The following is a 20,382-nucleotide window of genomic DNA, read 5'->3' as shown; positions in this document are numbered from 1 at the left end:
CATAGTCATTACACCTATTTCAATGTGTTTCATGCTCATTAATCAGTCAGTCGTTGTGGATGAGTAAACACGGTTGCTCTTCCTCGACGACAAAAGCCCACCAGCGTCACATTATATTTATTAGCAACTTCGACAGCTAAAGAGGTTGCCGCAGAAACTGCAAATAATATTTCGGCACCACACATTGCCGCTTTTTGTACCATTTCATAACTGGCTCGACTAGAGACTAATACCGCACCTTCACTCCATTGCTCTTGTGCTTTCATACCTAAAAGCTTATCAAGTGCGACGTGACGACCAACGTCTTCACAGCCACCTTGCATTTCCCCATCTGGTGATAACCAAACAGCCGCATGAGTACAGCCAGTTAATTCACCAATTTCTTGAACGGTTGTCATCTGCTCTAATGATTTATCAAGATTTGAAAGTGAAAATGTTTGTGTAAAAGGTAATGGCGTAATAGGACGAAAAATCTCTTCAAGTTGCTCTGTTCCGCAAATCCCACAACCTGTACGCCCTGTCATATTACGGCGTCGCTCTTTTAATCCCATAAAACGTCGGCTTGATAATTCAACTTGAACTTCAATACCCCCGTTACAACTTTCAACAATTTCAATACTGCGAATTTCATTAGAAGACTTTATAATGCCTTCGGATAAAGAAAATCCGACAGCGAACAACTCTAAATTTTTAGGGCTTGCCATCATAACAACGTGAGAAATTCCGTTGTACACTAATGCAACAGGAACTTCGAGTGCAATATAATCGTCTTCTTGTCTGTTAAGCGATCCTTTGTGTTGCACAATTGTTTGATCTACGCCAATGATTACACGTTTAGTTAACAATTTTGTCGATTTTGTTTCATCCATAAGATGAATTCCTAAATTTATTAATACATAATAACAATATGGGTAAAACGATTTTACACTACCTATCAGGCAATGAACCTGATCCTATTAAGGATAATAGGAATAAAAAAACAATCAGCTCCATTTTCGTGAAGAAAATCAGAGTCAGTAAAAGCAATGTATGATGAGGAGAGACCCCATGCAGGTCAGCAGAAGACAGTTCTTTAAGATCTGTGCTGGCGGTATGGCAGGTACTACAGCGGCAGCGCTCGGTTTTGCACCAGCAGTTGCGCTAGCAGGCTCGCGTCAGTATAAACTACTGAGAGCCCGCGAAACCCGCAATACCTGTACGTACTGTTCTGTCGGTTGTGGACTATTAATGTATAGTCTGGGCGATGGCGCGAAAAACGCAAAAGAAACAATATTCCATATTGAAGGTGACTCAGACCATCCAGTAAACCGCGGTGCATTATGCCCTAAAGGTGCTGGTCTTGTGGATTTCATCCACAGTGAAGGTCGTTTAAAATACCCAGAATACCGTGCACCCGGCTCGGATAAATGGGTAAAACTTTCATGGGAAGAAACGTTTGATCGTATTGCGCGCTTAATCAAAAAAGACCGCGATGCCAACTTCGAGAAATTCAATAAAGAAGGTGTAGAAGTCAACCGTTGGTTAACAACTGGTATGCTTTGCGCCTCTGCAGCAAGCAATGAAACTGGGTTTTTAACTCAGAAATTCTCAAGAGCTCTTGGGATGCTAGCTGTCGATAACCAAGCGCGTGTCTGACACGGACCAACGGTAGCAAGTCTTGCTCCAACATTTGGTCGCGGTGCGATGACCAACCACTGGGTTGATATGAAAAACGCCAACCTTATCGTCGTTATGGGCGGTAATGCGGCAGAAGCACACCCTGTGGGATTCCGCTGGGCGATGGAAGCTAAAATCCATAATAACGCCAAGCTCATTGTTATTGATCCTCGCTTCACCCGTACTGCGGCTGTTGCGGATTTCTATACGCCTATCCGTTCTGGTACTGATATTACGTTCTTATCGGGCGTTATCTTATATCTGCTCGAAAATAAGAAATATCAAAAAGAATACGTTGAGGCTTATACCAATGCTAGCTTGATTGTCCGTGAAGACTATCACTTTGATGATGGTTTATTCAGCGGATATGATGCAGAAAAACGTAAATACGATAAAACCACTTGGAACTACGAGATGGATGAAAATGGTTTCGCAAAACGCGACACCACATTACAACATCCTCGTTGTGTCTGGAATCTGTTAAAACAACACGTTAGCCGTTACACGCCTGATGTGGTTACTCAGATTTGTGGTACACCAAAAGATGATTTCTTAAAAGTCTGTGAATATATTGCTGAAACAGCAGCGAAAGATAAAACAGCGTCTTTCCTGTATGCATTAGGCTGGACTCAACATACTGTTGGTGCCCAAAACATTCGTACCATGGCAATGATCCAATTACTGTTAGGTAATATGGGTATGGCTGGTGGCGGTGTTAACGCACTACGTGGTCACTCCAATATTCAAGGCTTAACTGACCTCGGTCTATTATCTCAAAGCTTGCCAGGCTATATGACTCTGCCTTCTGAGAAGCAGACTTCATTAGAAACCTACTTAGCTGCGAATACGCCAAAAGCGACAGTACCAGGACAAGTTAACTACTGGGGCAATTATCCTAAATTCTTCGTCAGTATGATGAAGACATTCTATGGTGATAATGCTCAACGTGATAATGATTGGGGCTTCTCACTGTTACCTAAGTGGGACAAACCTTACGACGTTCTACAATACTTCGATATGATGGATAAAGGTGAAGTCAACGGCTATATCTGCCAAGGCTTTAACCCAGTTGCCTCATTCCCGAATAAGAACAAAGTTGTTCGTTCATTATCAAAACTGAAATTCCTTATCACCATGGACCCGCTAAATACTGAAACTTCATGTTTCTGGCAGAACCATGGTGAAGAGAACGACGTTAAAACAGAAGATATTCAAACTGAAGTCTTCCGTTTACCAACAACCTGTTTCGCAGAAGAAGACGGCTCTATCGTTAACTCTGGTCGCTGGTTACAGTGGCACTGGAAAGGTGGTGATGCCCCTGGTATTGCTATCCCTGATGCTGAGATTTTATCTGGTATTTTCCATCGTTTACGCCAACTCTATAGAGAAGAAGGCGGCGCGATGCCAGAGCAGGTGTTGAATATGACTTGGGATTACTTTGATCCTGATAATCCAACATCCGCAGAAGTTGCACAAGAAAGTAATGGTAGAGCATTAGTCGATTTAAAAGACGCTGATGGCAATATCATTCTGAAAAAAGGTCAACTGCTTAGCTCGTTCGCTCAGTTACGTGATGATGGTACCACAGCAAGTGGCTGTTGGATCTTCGCTGGTAGCTGGACAGAGAAAGGCAACCAAATGGCTAACCGTGATAACTCCGATCCATCAGGATTAGGTAATACATTAGGTTGGGCATGGGCATGGCCTCTTAACCGTCGCATTATTTATAACCGCGCATCGGCAGACCCACAAGGTCAACCATGGGACCCTAAACGTAAGTTAATCGAATGGGATGGCAGCAAATGGACAGGTATTGATGTACCTGACTATAGCAACGCAGCTCCAGGTTCTGATGTTGGTCCATTTATTATGCAGCCGGAAGGTATGGGACGTCTGTTTGCTATCGATAAGATGGCAGAAGGTCCATTCCCTGAGCACTATGAACCAATTGAAACACCATTGGGTACTAACCCTCTGCATCCAAATGTGGTTTCAAACCCAGCAGCACGTATCTTTAAAGATGACTGGAAAGATATGGGTAAAGCAGAAGATTTCCCATATGTCGGTACAACTTATCGTCTGACAGAACATTTCCACTTCTGGACTAAACACGCGCGCTTGAATGCGATTATTCAGCCACAACAATTTATTGAAATTGGTGAGCGTTTAGCCGCAGAAAAAGGCATTGTTCAAGGCGATACCGTTAAAGTCAGCTCAAAACGTGGTTATATCAAGGCCAAAGCTGTGGTGACTAAACGTATTAGAACCCTTGATGTGGATGGTCGTAAAGTAGATACCATTGGTATTCCTATCCACTGGGGCTTTGAAGGTGTTGCAGTCAAAGGCTTTATTGCTAATACGTTAACGCCATTTGTTGGTGATGCAAATACACAAACGCCTGAGTTTAAAGCGTTCCTTGTTAATGTGGAAAAGGTGTAAGGAGATAAATTATGTCACTGCAATCCCAAGACATTATTCGTCGCTCTGCCACCAATTCTCTTACTCCCGCACCTCATGTGCGGGATTACAAGGAAGAAGTGGCAAAACTTATCGACGTAACAACCTGTATCGGCTGTAAAGCCTGTCAGGTTGCTTGTTCTGAATGGAACGATATTCGCGATAAAATTGGCACTAACGTTGGTGTTTACGATAACCCAACTGACTTAACGGCAAAATCATGGACAGTAATGCGCTTCTCTGAAGTTGAAGAGAATGGCAAGCTGGAATGGTTGATCCGTAAAGACGGTTGTATGCACTGTGCTGACCCAGGCTGTTTAAAAGCTTGCCCAGCAGAAGGTGCCATCATTCAATACGCTAACGGTATTGTTGATTTCCAATCAGAACACTGTATTGGTTGTGGTTATTGTATTGCTGGTTGTCCTTTTGACGTGCCTCGCATTAACGAAGAAGATAACCGTGCTTACAAATGTACGTTATGTGTTGACCGTGTTGAAGTTGGCCAAGAGCCTGCATGTGTGAAAACGTGTCCTACAGGAGCGATTCATTTTGGTTCGAAAGAAGCGATGATCAATCTTGCAAGTGAACGTGTTTCAGAACTGCAAACTCGTGGTTATGACAACGCTGGTCTTTACGATCCACAAGGTGTGGGTGGTACACACGTGATGTATGTTCTCCATCATGCTGACAAACCAAACCTGTATCATGGTTTACCAGAAAACCCAGAAATTAGCTCAACCGTTAAATTCTGGAAAGGTATCTGGAAACCATTAGCAGCAGTTGGTTTTGCCGCAACCTTCGCGGGTGCAATTTTCCACTATTTAGGTGTCGGTCCAAACCGTACAACTGAAGAAGATGAAGAAGAAGCGCTCAAAGAGATGGAAGCATCTTCTAAAACACAGACCTCTGTGAATAAGGAGGAGCAGAAATGATGAAGAAGAAAGGCGATAAAATTCTTCGCCACACCGCTTCTGAGCGTATTAACCATTGGTTAGTAGTGATTGTATTTCTGTTTACTGCTATCAGCGGATTGGGTTTCTTCTTCCCATCTCTGAACTGGTTCATGAATATTTTAGGTACACCAGAACTGTCGCGTTTGTTACACCCATTCGTGGGTAGCGTGATGGCGTTTCTCTTTCTCTTTATGTTCTTCAGATATCTGAAGCACAACTTTATTGATAAAGATGATTTAGTCTGGGCTAAAAACATTCATAAAGTACTGCAAAATGAAGAAGCTGGTGATATTGGCCACTACAACTTAGGTCAGAAGGGCATTTACTGGACATTAAGTATCAGCCTGATCTTACTAACAGTCAGTGGTGTTATTATTTGGCGTCCTTATTTCGCAGAGTATTTCTCGATCCCAGTGATCCGAATTGCCTTATTAGTCCACTCATTATCAGCAATCTTACTGATAATCACCGTATTTGTTCATGCTTATGCGGCGTTCTGGGTGAAAGGTTCAATTCGTAGCATGATTGAAGGCTGGGTAACTCGTGGTTGGGCTAAAAAGCATCACCCTCGTTGGTATCGTGAAATTCTCGAAGAAGAGAAAAAAGAAGCCGAAAAGCAGTCACAGAAATAATGCCCTAAAGTGTATTTCTGAACAAACGGAGGCTTGTTAGCCTCCGTTTTTTATTCAATTTACGTCTGGTTTTAAGGCGTAAAAAAACAATAAAATCACGCTATTATTACCCACTGTCATGGCTTCATGTCTGTATTTGATTTATTCTGAAGCCAAACCCTGTGGGTATTCACTATAAAATTTAAGATAATAGGAAGATAGAACGTTATGAGTATTCGCATCGTTCCTAAAGAGCAATTAGGTAAAGAGCAATCAGAAAAAGGGATTAGTTTCATTCCACCGGTATTATTCCCTAATCTGAAAAACCTTTATCAACGTCGTGCTGAACGTTTTCAAACACTTGCAAAAGATAATCCTTTTGCAGACTACCTTGAATTTGCAGCAGAAATTGCTAAGGCTCAAGAAAAAGCACTCCATGACAATCCATTAGTCATTGATCTTGCGCCACTTCTCACACAGCAAGCGGGTATTGCACCTTTAGATAAAAAAACATTCAAACGTAGTAAACATTGGCATGCTTTATTAGCCTCGATTATTGCTGAATTACGTCCAGTTGTACCAGAAAGTGTCACTATCACCTTAGAAAACCTATCTAAAGCTTCTGAAACTGAATTAGAAGAGATGGCGACAGCATTACTTAATGATGAATATTCAAAAGTATCTGCGGATAAATCAGTCTTTATTTGGTCTGCATTATCCCTTTATTGGGCACAATTGGCCTCTAATATCCCAGGTAAAGCAAAAACAGAATATGGTGAAAATCGCCAATTCTGCCCTGTTTGTAACAGTATGCCAGTGACAAGCATGGTACAAATCGGAACAACACAAGGCTTACGCTATTTACATTGTAATTTATGTGAAACCGAGTGGCATGTTGTGCGTATTAAATGCACCAACTGTGAGCTAACAGGTAAATTAAATTACTGGTCATTAGACAGTGAAAATGCTCCAGTTAAAGCAGAAAGCTGTGGTGACTGTGGAAGCTATCTGAAAATTTTATATCAAGAAAAAGATGCCAATGTTGATGCTGTCGCTGATGATTTAGCATCTATTGTTCTTGATGCAAAAATGGAAGAAGAAGGATTTGCTCGTAGTAGCATTAACCCATTCCTGTTCCCAAATGAATAATAATTAGGTACTAGTATGACAAATGATACGCGCTCACTTTACAGCCAGCTACCGTCTATTGATAAGTTGCTGCATCAAGAAGAAATTCAGGCTTTAGTTACTTTTTATGGTCAGACATTTATTACTGAACATTTACGAAAGTTACAAGAAGAAGCGCGTATCATTATTCGCCAAGATAATAACCTACCAGCATGGCATAACCAGTGGGCGAATGAATTACAAAATCGCATTACATTACAACGAAAATCGTCAATTAAACCTGTTTTCAATTTAACAGGGACGGTTTTACACACCAATTTAGGCCGAGCATTAATGGCTGAATCTGCTATCGAAGCCGTTAGCCAAGTTATGCGCTCCCCTGCAACCTTAGAATATTCTCTCGATGGTGCCTCAAGAGGACACCGTGATCGCGCTATCGCAGATTTGTTATGTGAATTAACGGGGGCTGAAGATGCCTGTATTGTTAATAACAATGCTGCCGCCGTTTTATTGATGCTTGCAACTGTTGCACCCAATAAAGAAGTCGTGGTTTCCCGTGGTGAATTAGTGGAAATTGGTGGTGCTTTTCGTATCCCTGATGTGATGACACAAGCGGGTTGTACACTCAAAGAAGTGGGTACAACAAACCGCACTCATCTTAAAGATTATCGTAACGCCATTAATGAAAATACGGGATTGCTGATGAAAGTTCATACCAGCAATTACGCTATTCAAGGTTTTACCGCAGAAGTTCATGGTGATGAATTAGCCGCTTTAGGTAAAGAGATGAATTTACCTACCGCTATCGATTTAGGCAGTGGCTCAATGACTAACTTAGCTGCTTTAGGTTTACCTTCAGAACCAATGCCTCAAGATTATCTACAACAAGGCATCGATCTTGTTACTTTCTCTGGTGATAAATTATTAGGTGGCCCGCAAGCAGGGATAATCCTTGGTAAAAAAGTGTGGATTGAGGCTATTCAGCGCCATCCTTTAAAGCGTGCATTGCGTGTTGATAAAATGACATTAGCGGCATTAGGTGCCACATTACGCCTTTATCAGCAACCAGAAAAAATGGTAGTTGAAATTCCGACATTACGTTTGTTAACTCGGACACAAACAGAAATTAATGATATGGCGCAACGGTTACTGCCTCATTTTCAGGCATATTATGGGGATAACTACCATATCACGATATCCTCATGTGCTTCTCAAATAGGCAGTGGTTCGTTACCTATTGAAAGTTTACCAAGTGCAGCACTTACCTTTGAAGCCAAAGATGGAAAAGGTAGCCAGTTAGATGCGCTAGCTGCGCATTGGCGTAATTTAGAAAAGCCGATTATTGGTCGAATTACTGATGGTCGCCTGTGGCTTGATCTGCGCTGTCTTGAGGATGAAAATGCATTAATACAGGCACTTTTACTATGATTTTTGCGACAGCAGGTCACGTAGACCACGGAAAGACCACACTTATACAGGCCATTACTGGGGTAGATACTACTCATTTACCTGAAGAGAAAAAACGAGGCATGACCATAGATTTAGGTTATGCCTATTGGCGTCAAGATGACGGAACGTCTATTGGTTTTGTCGATGTGCCCGGTCATGAAAAATTTCTTTCCAATATGCTTGCTGGCGTTGGAGGGATCTCTCATGCACTGTTAATTGTGGCTTGTGACGATGGTGTTATGGCCCAAACCATTGAACATATTTCTATTTTACGCCTTGCTGGCTGTCCTCAAGTTACCGTTATTCTCACCAAAGCAGATCGTGTTACGCCTGAACGGATTGAAGAAGTTCGTTCACAAACAATCGACGTATTAGCCAATTTAGGCTGGCAACAACCTGATATTTTTGTCACCTCAGCCCCTTCTGGTGAAGGTATTCCAGCACTTCGTGACTACCTTGTTGAGTTGCATCAACAAGAGCAACAACACCCTCAATGGCATAAGCGTTTTCGTTTAGCAATAGACCGTGTTTTTAGCATTAAAGGGGCAGGATTGGTTGTCACAGGTACCGCACTTGCAGGGCAAATTTCTGTTGGCGATACATTTTGGCTAACTGGCGCAGATAAACCCGTAAGAATAAGAGCCTTACATGCACAAAATCAGCCCGTAGAGCATGCTGGTGCTGGTCATCGTATTGCAATTAACATCACAGGTGATGTCAGTAAAGAAAACGTCTCTCGTGGTGATTGGCTGCTTTCTCAAGCACCTAACTATCAATCTCATAAAATATTAGTCAGTTTAATTGCAGATGAACCTTTAAAGCATTGGCAGCCTGTACATATTCACCACGGTACACGCCATATTACAGGTCGTGTTGCTCTTTTAAATGATGCAAATGAAACACCACAGTTAGCTGAACTTATTCTTGATGAACCCCTTTGGCTGGTGGATAACGATAGACTTATCTTGCGTGATATCAGTGCTCAACGCACTTTAGCCGCAGCGAAAGTCTTACATTTGCACTCGCCACGCAGAGGTAAACGACAAGCTGAGTTCTTAACTTGGTTACACCAACTTGATAGCGCAGACAGCGTTAGTGCCCATTTAGCGTTATGTTTACCAAAAGGTGAGCTCTCTCTAAGTCAGTTTGCTTGGGCTCAGCAATTAACAGAGAGTACGCTAACTCAGTTATTAGAAACCTTTGACCTAGTCAGCGTTGCAGGCGTTATTCTTTCTAAAGAGAATGCTGATAACGCAAAACAGAAATTACTCGATACCCTTGAGGAATATCATCAACAACATAATGATCAAATGGGCGTCGGACGTTCTCGTTTAAAACGAATGGCACTACCTACTTATCATGATGAATTGGTCTATCACTTAATTGATCAATTACGTAAAGACGGTGCTATTAGCCAAAGTCGTGGTTGGCTTCATCTTCCAACTCATGGTCTTGCCTTTTCTCCAGAACAAGATGCGTTATGGCAACATGCTAAAGTCTATTTTGAGCAATCTGAACCTTGGTGGGTACGTGATCTTGCCAATGAAATGAAAAATGATGAAAAAGAAATTCGCTCATTATTACGCAAAGCCGCACAGTTAGGTTTAATTATCCCAATTATTGCTGATCGCTACTATACCCATACATCTATAGAAAAATTTGCCTCCATTATTGTGAAATATAATGAGAGTAATGGCAGTGTTACCGCAGCGGATTTTCGTGATGAATTATCTGTAGGGCGTAAATTAGCAGTACAAATCCTAGAATATTTTGACCGTACAGGTTTTACACGGCGCAAAAAAGATCTTCATATTTTACGAGATAAAGGGCTATTCTAAATAAAGAATATAATTAGGCTGAATAATCTATTCAGTCTAATTAAGGTTATCGCCTACAATATTTGTAAAATTTAAATCCATTCTTTATGGCTATACTCGGAAGAGATATGAAAAAACTATTAGGAAGTGCTTACCTTGCACTTATTCTTATTGGCTCTCTGTTTATTGTTTTTGAAAAAGCGAGCCTTATTTATACAGCCCTACTCTCTGTGGGTGCTTATTTTATTCTTTTTTCTCTTTTCTTTATTTTATCAGGACGTATTTTATTTTCTGTCATTACAACAGGTACGCTTTTCCTGATCACTAAGTTTATTAACCAACTTAAAGTCCATTATTACAAAGAGACATTAATGTTCTCTGACTTTGATTTAGCTTTTGATAGCTCGAATTTAGGGACATTAGGACATTATTGGGAAGCCGGTGTGGCATTGGTTGCAATGCTAATATGGCTTCTTATTAATATGTTGATTGCTTGGCGTTTTTCCAAAAAATCACGCCCAGCTTTACGTATAAGTAGCTTACTGCTAATGGTTGTTGGCGTCATTACTATCCATTTTACTGTTGAAAAGTGGCAAGCTGAATGGGAAGGCACATTACCTGGTGGCCGCGGTACCGTCACTAATTTGATTATGTCTGGTTACCAAACGACATATCACCCTCCTTATTTTAAAGAAAGTGCTGATTACTTCCTTGAAAAAGCAAATAAAACGGTATTACCTGAGACACAAACTGACATAAAGCCCGATATCATCGTTTTATTACAAGAATCGACGGTTAATCCTTCCATTTATCAATTTGATAAAGATCTCGCATTACCTAATTTATTCATGTTCCAAAAAGATGAAGGTGTGAGTGCTCAAAGCCCTTTACGTGTACAAACCTTTGGTGGTGGTACTTGGCTTTCTGAGTTTTCCATCTTAACTGGATTAAATACTGACGATTTTGGTGCCCGTAAGAATTCGGTATTCTATTTTGTTGTCGATAATCTTAATGAAAGTTTATTCCGTCAACTCAAAGCTGAAGGCTATTACACGGTTTTACTCACCCCATTTAATCGCAGTGCTTATCATGCTGGTTATGCTTACGAGCAAATGGGTGTTGATGAAATTATCCAACCACAAGAGTTAGGTTATCCTGGGCATTTGGAAGAAAATCTTTGGAAAATATCAACACAAGATATGCTGGGTTATATCGAGGAAGTTCTTAAAAAACGAACAGATAAACCTTTATTTATATTTTCATTAACGATGTATGAGCATGGCCCTTATGATGAATCTCATACTGATGATTACCAAATTACGGGTCAAACAGAAAGCAGTAATGCACCGGGTAAATTTAGCCACTATATGGAAAAAATTATTACCAGTGATCCAGCAATTAAAGATTTCTCTAATTTTGTCGCCCAAAGAGAAAAACCGACAATGTTTCTCTATTTTGGTGATCATCAACCTAATATTGAATTAAATAATTACCAATCACCATTTACTAACCCTGCACATATCACTCAATTCACATTGAGAGACAACCTAACGCAAGGTGCGCCACTTTCAACGGGTGAGTTAACAGATATTAGCTTCTTAGGTGGCATGATACTGGAGCGCGCACGTTTACCATTATCGCCTTTCTATAAAGCCAATATTCAAATGCGACACTTATGTGAAGGTAAATTAAATGACTGTGAAGACGAAAAATTAATTAACAGTTATAAAAATTATATTTACGACAAACTGAAAGTTGCAGGTGTCGCTGATGATTAATGTTTATCACTTAAATAATGGATGATCGGGATTATAAATCTGATTAATATCAACGAAAAAGAGGCTAGTTATCTAGCCTCTTTTTTTATCTCCAAACTTATTATCTCAAAAGATTGAATACTATTATTTACGCGTTGCAACGATCACACTAGATGCTTTCACTAATGCTAAAACATCACTGCCTTTTGCCAACTTCATCTCTTGTAAGCTTTCATTTGTAATCACAGCTGTCAGTTCTAAGCCTTTAGTTGTTTCTAAATGAACGGTCGAGTTCACTGCGCCTTGTGCGATTTGAGTTACTTTACCTGCAAATTGGTTACGCGCAGAGAAATTTAAACCGCAATCAGGTAGTGCTAAGACAACCCACGGTGCTTTAATGATGGCAATTGCTTCGCCATCTTTTTTGATCTTTAAACTGTCACAGCTCTCTTTAGTAATAATTGTGGCAAGTTTTTCACCATGCGCTAAAGATAAAATCACTTCGCTATTAACGGCACCTTCAATAATATCAATAACTTTACCAACTAACTGATTGCGTGCTGAAACTTTCATTTATCCACCTCTATTATTGATGAGAAATTATATTAATAACACTATTAAGTCACTGAGATAACTTTAGCATAAATATCATTAAATAAATTATTCTTAGATCATGGTTTAAAGTTTATTTATTATTTAAAAACATAGCGTTATAAATAAATAGAGATAGCGAAAACAAATAATAACCACGTAAACTAATAGAAATAAATTCAGGGAGTTATCTCTTTTTTTATTTTTATCATTATTGCCATAAACAAAATAGATAACTTAATTAACCTATTAATTAAAAGTAATTTAAGCTATCTATAATTTTTAATTAAAAATACTTATTGCCCGTTTTGAGCAAATGCCGCTAATAAATGTAAAGCGGAAGAGTAATAATCCGTATCTTTACTTAAATCAACATCTTCAATTGGGGTTTTCATTGTTAAATCTCTCACCGCCATCATACCTGGTGTGAGGTTATATTCCGCACGCTCTTGGCCATCAATACTGACCCAAGCTGGGGTTTTATAACGATCAAATTGTTGCCAATATTGCACAAAGGGTTGTAAAGCTAATTCATCATGTGCCCAAGCTAAATACAGCGGAATACGTATTGCATCAAAGCTAAATCGTGCTGGCCATTTCTCACTAGGCTCTATTTTTCCATCAGGATATAAACTCACCCAATCTGTTGGTAATTGATATTCACCAAAGTGCATATTTCTTAGCAAAGATTGGCTATCATTAATTAACGCTTTCCAGCGAACATCTTTGCTTGTACGGTAAAAATCTTTCCATGCCGGAAAAATAAAATAAGATGGATTAATAATAATTTCTTCCGGTGTTTTAAAACCATTAATACCCGGTAGTAAAACGGTATAGTTTTTTGTTTTAACTAAGGTGTGCTCTAAAATAGCGTGCTGAATAGAATCAGAGGCTGAAAGATAACTTTCATCATTCCATTTTTCACCAGCTTTTAATAATGCCCACGCAATTAAAATATCACCGTCAGTGGCATTATTAGGATCAGGGGTATGTTCACTGTTTTCTGGCTCATAACGCCATTTAAACAGCCCTAAATCGCCTCGATAAAGAGAGGCTGCAGTCCAACGCCACAGCTTATTGAATGTCTGACGATCATCACTCATTACCGCCATCAACATCCCATAGCCTTGACCTTCAGAGTGCGAGATATTGTTATTGGCACTATCTATAACACGCCCATCATCCTTAATATAGCGCTCTTTAAACTGCTGCCATCCGGTTTGAGTATCTGCTGCCTGTATTGAGGGAGAAACCATAAGCAACAAACCTAAAATAAAAAAGGTAAAAAATAGATAATTACAACGAGATAAGTGCCCAAAAGACATTGCCTTTCTCTCCTGCTATTGCCGACCGTTATCTTATTTCGGTCGGCACATTGCATGTTATTTCAAGGTAACTCAAAAGATAGCAACTATCTTTTGTTCTTCATTAATTTCGTCTTCTTCTATGACTTCTGTTTTGGGTAACAATGTTTTTTCACAAAAATCCTGCATCCAAGAAGCGAATTCTTCTTTTAAAACGGAATTATGTAAACCATATTCAACAAAGGCTTTCATATATCCCAGCTTATTACCACAGTCATGAGATTTACCCACTAAGGTGTAAGCTTCAGCCGTCTCTTTTTTCAATAATAAATCAATCGCATCAGTTAACTGAATTTCACCACCGACGCCTGCTGGTAAACCATCTAATAATTCCCAAATAGCAGAAGAGAAAACATAGCGACCTACTACAGAAAGATTAGAAGGTGCATCTTCTGGATTTGGTTTTTCCACGATACGACGAATAGGAGCCCAATTGCCTTGAGGACAGAAAATTCCTTCGCAATCCACAACACCATATTGTTGCACTTGGCTCATTGGTACCGGTTCAACCATGATTTGGCTACGTTCTGTTTTTTCAAAACGTTTGATCATTGCTGATAAATTATCATGTTTAGGATCACAATAGTGTGCATTCAATAAAACATCTGGGAGTAAAACAATAAATGGATTATCACCTATCACAGGGCGTGCACAGCAAATAGCGTGACCTAAACCTAAGGCATGACCTTGACGAATTTGCACAATTTTGACATTTTCAGGGCAAATTGAACGTACTTCTTCTAATAATTTATTTTTAATACGCTGTTCAAGCATATTTTCTAATTCAAAGCTGGTATCAAAATGATCCGCAATTGAATTTTTAGAAGAATGAGTGACTAAAATAATTTCCTCAACACCCGCCTGAGCACACTCTTCAACAATATATTGAATCAAAGGGCGGTCAACGATAGGCAGCATTTCTTTAGGAATTGATTTCGTTGCAGGTAACATACGAGTACCTAATCCAGCAACAGGGATAACAGCTTTCATCATAATAAAATCCTCTAATAGATATTTATCTAAAACTAATATTTAGTATTATTTTAAATTACTCTTATATTTCATCAGAAACACGATATATATTTTAAATATATAGTTATCTCTCTCTTTATTAAAAAGAGATAATATTATTTTATATACCTTTATTTGAAAATTTCTTCTATTTAAAACCCAGAATAAAACCCGTATTTATTACCACCCATCTCTTTTATGGAATAAAGTGTTTCATCTGCAGATTTTAATAATTCAGATAATGTCTTTCCGTCTTTAGGATATTCAGCAATACCTAAGCTAATGGAAGGCGTTAACATATAGTCTGAATTAATATTGATAGGCTTTTCCATTGATTTCCAAAGTGATTCTATGATTTCTAATAGAATCACTGAACAAGAACGTAATCCTTTAGGGAAAAGCACAGCAAACTCATCACCGCCAAGACGGCCACAATAAACTTCGCTGTTTTCTAATTGTGATAATCGCTTTGATATTTCACACAATACTTTATCACCGGCATGATGCCCAAATTGATCATTAATTGCTTTGAATTTATCACAATCAATAATACCAAGACAAAATGAAGATGGATGTGAAATATTTAATCGCTCATTTTCAATTTTTTCAACAATACTTAATCGATTTGATATTCCGGTTAATGAGTCAATATAGCTTTTACTAAATAACTCATTTCTTAACTCTACTTTATCAGTAATATCCAAGCTAATAAATACATAATGAGAAATTAAATTATCTTTATCAAATACAGGAATAATACTAATATCTTCCCATACTTCTTGTTGAGATTCATTATTTCTCTTTGCTTCTAATCGATAGACACCTTTATTATCATTATTACCGTTTACACAATAATTGATTTGATTCTTATCAATTAAATAAAACAAGTTGTATTTTTTATCTTTTATATTTTCAAAATGAACGTTATTAAATTCACAATATTTTTCATTAGCATAAACTATAGCGCCATTAATATCAGTTACTAACATCATAAAAACATTATTAGTAAACTGCTTTATTAATAAGCATTTAGAATTATCATCATTAAATATCATTTCATTCATTTTTGACCTCCGATGCTCATCAATAAAGCATATATATTATTATTCAGCTGATGAATTATGTGCATAGCGAAAAATAAAGACATCTTTAGCATCAGTAGGTTGACGATGCACTTGCATTTTTGCATTGCCACCCTGATGGGTTAACCACCCCTCATATAACCCCTCTAATACACCAGCACTTGCAACACGCCACTGAACATCATCTTGGCTTTGCGTAAAGTGAGGCCATGCACAGTGCACTAATAAAAGCTCACTCATTGCAGGAGATATGGTGACAAAACCCCATTTGAATAACGTTAATACGCGATTGATATGTGATTCAAGTAATTGAATATTTTCACTTTCTGGCAAAGGATAGCGTAAGGCAATATCTTTACCAATATTTCTTAATTTACTTTCGGCGGTAGAAATATCATTGTCATTTAATACTTGAAAAAATAATAATTGAGTTAGATCTTGCCAGCCGCTTTCAAAAGGTAATTGTAAGATATCACTGTCATGCTTATTCATTGTTTGTTTCCTTAATTATTTAGACAGAAAGTCTGGAGTATATTTTAGGTGTAACCACATATTATCTTCAGCATAATCACCGGATGTATCATGCGATAAGCTGACACCTAACTCGGTTTCTTTGTTTAAATAATATTTCGCGTCTAAACCTAATCTGTAAGTAATATTTGTTTCGTCTTTTTCTTCATAACGAGATTTAATACGAGGATCGCTCGCGTTATGTTTATTTAAGGCATCCTGCATATAACTATGTGTTGGAAAATAATCACTGCCTTTTTGTTTGTAACTTTGTATACCTATCGCACCATTTAAGGACACTTCACCTTTTTCAAAACGGCGGGTATAAGCAACAGGTAATGAAACAGAAACATAATCTTGTGGACTAAAGTAACCGCCATGCCCTAATGAGAAGTTATTTTGGTTATTTCTAAAATTCATATAATCAACATGCACACCAGCTTTCACCTCTTGCTGGTCATCTTTATAGAACTTAGCGTAAGATCCCATCCATGCTTTCACTTCATCATTACTCGCGACACTTTTACCTTCATAGTTATAAAAACCACCCCCGACATAAGCGCCAACTTTGCCATCATCCCAAGCATATTGAGCTTTGGCACCATTACGTGTTACACGGCCCCAGCTTTCACCCGTCGTAGGATCAGTGCGTCCCATATAAGAAAGTAGACTATCTTTGATAGCTCTGCGCTCTGCAGTCAGTGTTAATTGCCCATTTTGGCCAATTTTAGGTGAATATGTGAGACCACCAACAACCGTTGCCGTATCTTTACCTAATGGTGTTGAGCCAACATCAAAGCTGACATTCTTGTCAGATAAACGTAGCCCTAATTCAACACCAGAAGCACGTTGGCTACCGGCTTCATCGGCATTAATTTTGTTTTTCTCATCATGGTTATCGCTATTTTTAGCAAAACGTTCAGCATGTTGAAGCTGACCTGTACCAAAACGATTTGCTCTCTCACCAGAAACTGAGCCACTCGTCATAGAAACTGGAGTTACATTAAATTCCCAGCGGAACTCCTCTCCAGGAACACTTGAAATGCTGATTGGTGCAGAAATTTCAGTGACATTAGATAATCCTTTATCACCATTACGATGACGTACAGCAACACCACCTTGTACCCACGGTGAAACTTTTTCTTCTAACTCACGGATAGAACGTTGAACAGAAGCCATCTCTTTACGTTCATAGATAGAACCTGCTATGGCTGTATTATCGCTCTCTAATGCGCGTAATTGGCCCGCAGAGGTATTCAATGCACTATCATTGCTTTGCCATTGTGCGCTACGTAACAAGGTTAAAGCTTTACGATTTTCACCGTTTAATTGTGCTATTTGCGCTGCTTGTAATAAATAAGCAGGTTGTGAAGAAGACGGAATTTGTTGCAATAACTGCTGTGCTTTTCGGCCATCTTGTTGCGCTAATGCAACTTCTATTTGAGCTTGGATTAATTTAGTATCTTTTCCTTGCTCTTTTTCCAAATAAGAGAGAATTTTATTCGACTGTTCAGGCATAGATTGCGCTAAATAAACACGACTTAATGCCATTAATAAATCAGGATCGTTAGGGGATGATTTTAAAGCAACTACTAGTGTGTCATAAGCCGCTTTAATTTCACCTTTTTCTCGTAAACTATCAGCTTGCGCAACTTTAGTGGCAACTTCTAAACGTTTTTTCTCAACAATCGGTGTTTCTTGTTGCAATGCCGGATCATTAATCAAGCTAGATGCTTGTGTATAATGACCTAATTCATTGAGAACATTGATATGCCCGGCATAGTTACCTACAGAGCCTTTAGTGCCTTTGGCAATATCATTTTCAACTAACTGCAACGCTTCATCGTTTAATCCACTGCTTACTAATCGTTCAGCTAATTCACCTACATCATTTGGATAATCAGCAACTTGATTAATTAAAGGACGCAAGGTATTACGTACAGCAACAAGATTGCCAGCTTGGCGATAATGCTCTGCTTGCGCAAGTTGACGATGAAAACGAGCACGCTGTAATAACTCTTTTTCAGCTTCTGTCTGTTGATTATGACTACTTAACAAGTTAAAAACTTTATCCCACTCTTTTTGCTCAACATAAAATAGAGAAGCGACGTAGTCTGTATCTCTTGTTTTACGATTTTGCAATTGTGAAATAATATTTTTTGCACCAACACTATCGCCATCAGCAGCCATTAAACGAGCTAAATCAAGATAAACCCAGTTATTTTGTGGATTTTTACGTTGTGCTTGTGTCAGTAATTGTCTTGCTTGAACACGATTACCATTTTCTAGCGCTTTTTGTGCTTCACGACGTAATGTCTCTGAAGGATCTGTATTTGCAGTAAGTTTTTGACGTAAAGAGGCTGATTGTTGAGCCAGTAATTGCTCCGCTTTCGTATTTTGCCCTTCCTGAACCAATAAATAGTAGTAAGCTGAAATGACTTTTTCATTACGACTATTTTGTTGATAAAGACCGGCTAACAATTGGTGAGCAGCGGGTAAATTACCTTGTTTACGTAATAAATCAGCTTGTAGCAAATTAGCGGATAATCCTCTCTCACCTGAAGCGCCCGTTAAAGGTGCTAATTTATCAAGTGCCTGTTGAATATTTCCTTGTTTAGCACGTTGTTGCGCATCACGCAATTGTGCATAGAAACCAGCATCTTCAGCTTGTTGTTTCCATTTACTCCCCTGCTCGCCACCTGATTGTGCGGCTTGATTTAATAAGCGCTGACCTGTTGCTAAATCACCTGAACGTAATGCGGTATAACCTAACCCTGCTAATGCTTGTGCATCATTATTATCCGCTGCTAATGCTTGTTTAAAATAACCTTCAGCTTCTTTTAACTTGCCTTTATTTAAAGCGGTATAACCTGCTTGACGAGCATTGCCTTGAATAGCGCCTTGGAAATGTTCAGCAACGGCTTTATCATTCGGATTTGCTTGTAAATAGGTTTTATATAACACCTCATCATCAGGGCGAACATTCAACCATAGTAGTGCTTGGCGAAGGCCTTTTTTTGCTGACTCATCACCTGAAACATTACCTAAAATTGTTATCCCTTCACGACGAGTTTCTTCATTATAAGTTAGCGTCAGCCCTAACGCTCTTTGTGTTTCTTTATTATCAGGCATTAATGCTGCTCGTTGTTTTAGCCCTGAAATGGCTTGTGGCAACATAGCCGGCACACCTGCCATTGTCTGATAATATTCTAATGCCAGTGTTTCTGGTGGCTCACTGCTAACAAATAAACGTTGATACGCTTTTATCGCTTCTTCATGTTGCCCTTTCTTTGCCAAGTCCCTGGCATAACCTAATTGTTGATCACTAAATTGTGATGATCGGATGTTCTTTAATCCTTCAATACGTGGATCTTGCGGTGCGACTTGTGCAAGTTTTTCGCGCCAATAGGTCGCTTGCTTTTCATTCCCTTGCTGTGCTGTAAAGAACGCCATTAAATATAAAGCGTCTTGGTTATTACTTTCCATAATCAACACTTTTTGCAGTGCTTCTACTGCACGCGCATCATGCGCTCTACCATGCCAATAATTAGCTTGTTCAATAAGAGAGCTTACAATATTTGGATCAGTAGCTGTTGTATTTACATCATTCGCCGTGGCTTGTACTTGGCTTGAAGCGCCTAAAATACAACCTGCATAAATAACTTTAACGATGATGTTAAGTGCGTGGTTTTTCATCCCATATACTCCTATTTACCTGAACGATGCTGTGATATCTGATGTAAACGACGAGTTGAACGACGTTGTAACCAGTAATAAGTCACTAAGCCCGTCAACGCACAAAAACCAACAGCTAAAAGACCAAGCAAATACACATGCCTAGAGCTATACCAAAGAAATTGTTGTAATAAAGGTAAGTCTGTTCTGCGCAACTAAATCAGGACACTTTTCTTAAGGAATTTTGTTCATACTCAATGGGGGACAGATCACCGTTGGCAGTATGAAGCCTTTCTAGGTTGTAATAGCGCATATACGCGA

The 20,382-nt window shown here is 39.0% G+C and carries 16 protein-coding genes; 7 read left to right on the top strand and 9 right to left on the bottom strand.

Features of this window, described 5'->3' with window-relative positions:
* Positions 1-38 precede the first annotated feature (38 nt).
* Positions 39-869 (bottom strand): formate dehydrogenase accessory sulfurtransferase FdhD, encoded by an 831-nt coding sequence (fdhD, locus tag DK866_RS16730; protein ID WP_109409813.1) that lies wholly within the window; start codon positions 867-869, stop codon positions 39-41.
* A 178-nt stretch (positions 870-1,047) separates the two neighbouring features.
* Between fdhD and fdnG the strand changes: the two genes are divergently transcribed.
* From fdnG to DK866_RS16695, 7 genes are all read left to right on the top strand, one after another.
* Positions 1,048-4,095, top strand: a complete 3,048-nt coding sequence (fdnG, locus tag DK866_RS16725) for a formate dehydrogenase-N subunit alpha (RefSeq protein ID WP_109409812.1) — start codon at positions 1,048-1,050, stop codon at positions 4,093-4,095.
* Between the two features lie 11 nt (positions 4,096-4,106).
* Positions 4,107-5,045, top strand: a complete 939-nt coding sequence (gene fdxH, locus DK866_RS16720; RefSeq protein ID WP_036933457.1) for a formate dehydrogenase subunit beta — start codon at positions 4,107-4,109, stop codon at positions 5,043-5,045.
* Positions 5,042-5,698 carry a formate dehydrogenase cytochrome b556 subunit gene (gene fdoI / locus DK866_RS16715; protein ID WP_072070496.1) on the top strand — a complete coding sequence of 219 codons (657 nt, stop codon included), beginning with the start codon at positions 5,042-5,044 and terminating at the stop codon, positions 5,696-5,698. Before fdxH ends, fdoI begins: the two co-directional genes overlap by 4 nt.
* A 207-nt stretch (positions 5,699-5,905) precedes the next feature.
* Positions 5,906-6,826 carry a formate dehydrogenase accessory protein FdhE gene (gene fdhE, locus DK866_RS16710; protein ID WP_109409811.1) on the top strand — a complete coding sequence of 307 codons (921 nt, stop codon included), beginning with the start codon at positions 5,906-5,908 and terminating at the stop codon, positions 6,824-6,826.
* A 15-nt stretch (positions 6,827-6,841) separates the two neighbouring features.
* Entirely contained in the window at positions 6,842-8,233 is a 1,392-nt protein-coding gene (gene selA, locus DK866_RS16705) for an L-seryl-tRNA(Sec) selenium transferase (protein ID WP_109409810.1), read from the top strand.
* Positions 8,230-10,092: a selenocysteine-specific translation elongation factor gene (gene selB / locus DK866_RS16700; protein WP_109409809.1), complete on the top strand. Its 1,863-nt coding sequence runs from the start codon at positions 8,230-8,232 to the stop codon at positions 10,090-10,092. The genes selA and selB overlap by 4 nt, the downstream gene beginning before the upstream one ends.
* 107 nt (positions 10,093-10,199) lie before the next feature.
* Positions 10,200-11,849 carry an LTA synthase family protein gene (locus DK866_RS16695; RefSeq protein WP_109409808.1) on the top strand — a complete coding sequence of 550 codons (1,650 nt, stop codon included), beginning with the start codon at positions 10,200-10,202 and terminating at the stop codon, positions 11,847-11,849.
* A gap of 123 nt (positions 11,850-11,972) precedes the next feature.
* Here DK866_RS16695 and DK866_RS16690 read toward each other — a convergent pair whose 3' ends face one another.
* The 8 genes from DK866_RS16690 to DK866_RS16655 form a co-directional block, all read right to left on the bottom strand.
* Complete coding sequence (locus DK866_RS16690) at positions 11,973-12,401, bottom strand: TOBE domain-containing protein (protein ID WP_109409807.1); 429 nt, start codon at positions 12,399-12,401, stop codon at positions 11,973-11,975.
* Between the two features lie 314 nt (positions 12,402-12,715).
* Positions 12,716-13,744, bottom strand: a complete 1,029-nt coding sequence (locus tag DK866_RS16685; RefSeq protein ID WP_109409806.1) for a glycosyl hydrolase family 8 — start codon at positions 13,742-13,744, stop codon at positions 12,716-12,718.
* Positions 13,745-13,816: 72 nt separating this feature from the next.
* The gene (gene galU, locus DK866_RS16680; protein WP_227336216.1) at positions 13,817-14,776 is read right to left on the bottom strand and encodes a UTP--glucose-1-phosphate uridylyltransferase GalU; all 960 of its coding nucleotides are present in this window, start codon (positions 14,774-14,776) and stop codon (positions 13,817-13,819) included.
* A gap of 170 nt (positions 14,777-14,946) precedes the next feature.
* Entirely contained in the window at positions 14,947-15,858 is a 912-nt protein-coding gene (locus tag DK866_RS16675; RefSeq protein ID WP_109409805.1) for a sensor domain-containing diguanylate cyclase, read from the bottom strand.
* A gap of 39 nt (positions 15,859-15,897) precedes the next feature.
* The gene (gene bcsD / locus DK866_RS16670; RefSeq protein WP_036933477.1) at positions 15,898-16,368 is read right to left on the bottom strand and encodes a cellulose biosynthesis protein BcsD; all 471 of its coding nucleotides are present in this window, start codon (positions 16,366-16,368) and stop codon (positions 15,898-15,900) included.
* A 15-nt stretch (positions 16,369-16,383) separates the two neighbouring features.
* Complete coding sequence (locus DK866_RS16665) at positions 16,384-20,082, bottom strand: cellulose biosynthesis protein BcsC (protein WP_109409804.1); 3,699 nt, start codon at positions 20,080-20,082, stop codon at positions 16,384-16,386.
* Between the two features lie 11 nt (positions 20,083-20,093).
* Positions 20,094-20,276: a hypothetical protein gene (locus DK866_RS16660; protein ID WP_244179720.1), complete on the bottom strand. Its 183-nt coding sequence runs from the start codon at positions 20,274-20,276 to the stop codon at positions 20,094-20,096.
* Positions 20,277-20,281: 5 nt separating this feature from the next.
* A partial coding sequence (locus DK866_RS16655; protein ID WP_162556975.1) for an IS3 family transposase occupies positions 20,282-20,382 on the bottom strand: 101 nt, incomplete at its 5' end.

The sequence above is a fragment of the Proteus genomosp. 4 str. ATCC 51469 genome, from assembly GCF_003144375.1.
Lineage (GTDB): Bacteria > Pseudomonadota > Gammaproteobacteria > Enterobacterales > Enterobacteriaceae > Proteus.
Note: the sequence above shows the minus strand (reverse complement) of the source record. Positions and strands in the feature narration are given on the sequence as shown.